This window comes from Streptomyces katrae, from assembly GCF_000966975.1.
GTDB classification, from domain to species: Bacteria; Actinomycetota; Actinomycetes; order Streptomycetales; family Streptomycetaceae; genus Streptomyces; species Streptomyces katrae.
In genome coordinates, this window is sequence record NZ_JZWV01001597.1 from 1 (window position 1) to 233 (window position 233).

1 protein-coding gene is annotated in these 233 nt (G+C 72.1%); it reads right to left on the minus strand.

Annotated features, from left to right (window positions below; translation table 11 throughout):
* Positions 1–36: 36 nt before the first annotated feature.
* A partial coding sequence (locus VR44_RS39510) for an Lrp/AsnC ligand binding domain-containing protein (protein WP_045952526.1) occupies positions 37–233 on the minus strand: 197 nt, incomplete at its 5' end.

The following is a 233-nucleotide window of genomic DNA, read 5'->3' on the forward strand; positions in this document are numbered from 1 at the left end:
CTCAAACGCCGGCGGGGCTGTAAACGGCCCCGCGCGTCAGACCCGGGGCGGGCGGGCCTCGTACGGGGTGGAGAGGACCACCGTCGTGCGGGTGGAGACGTGGGCCAGGGCGCGGAGGCGGCCCAGGAGGTCTTCCAGTTCGAGAGGGGTAGCCACCCGGACCTTGAGGATGTAGTTCTCGTCGCCCGCGACGCTGTGGCAGGCCTCGATCTCCGGTACCCCCGCCAGCCCCT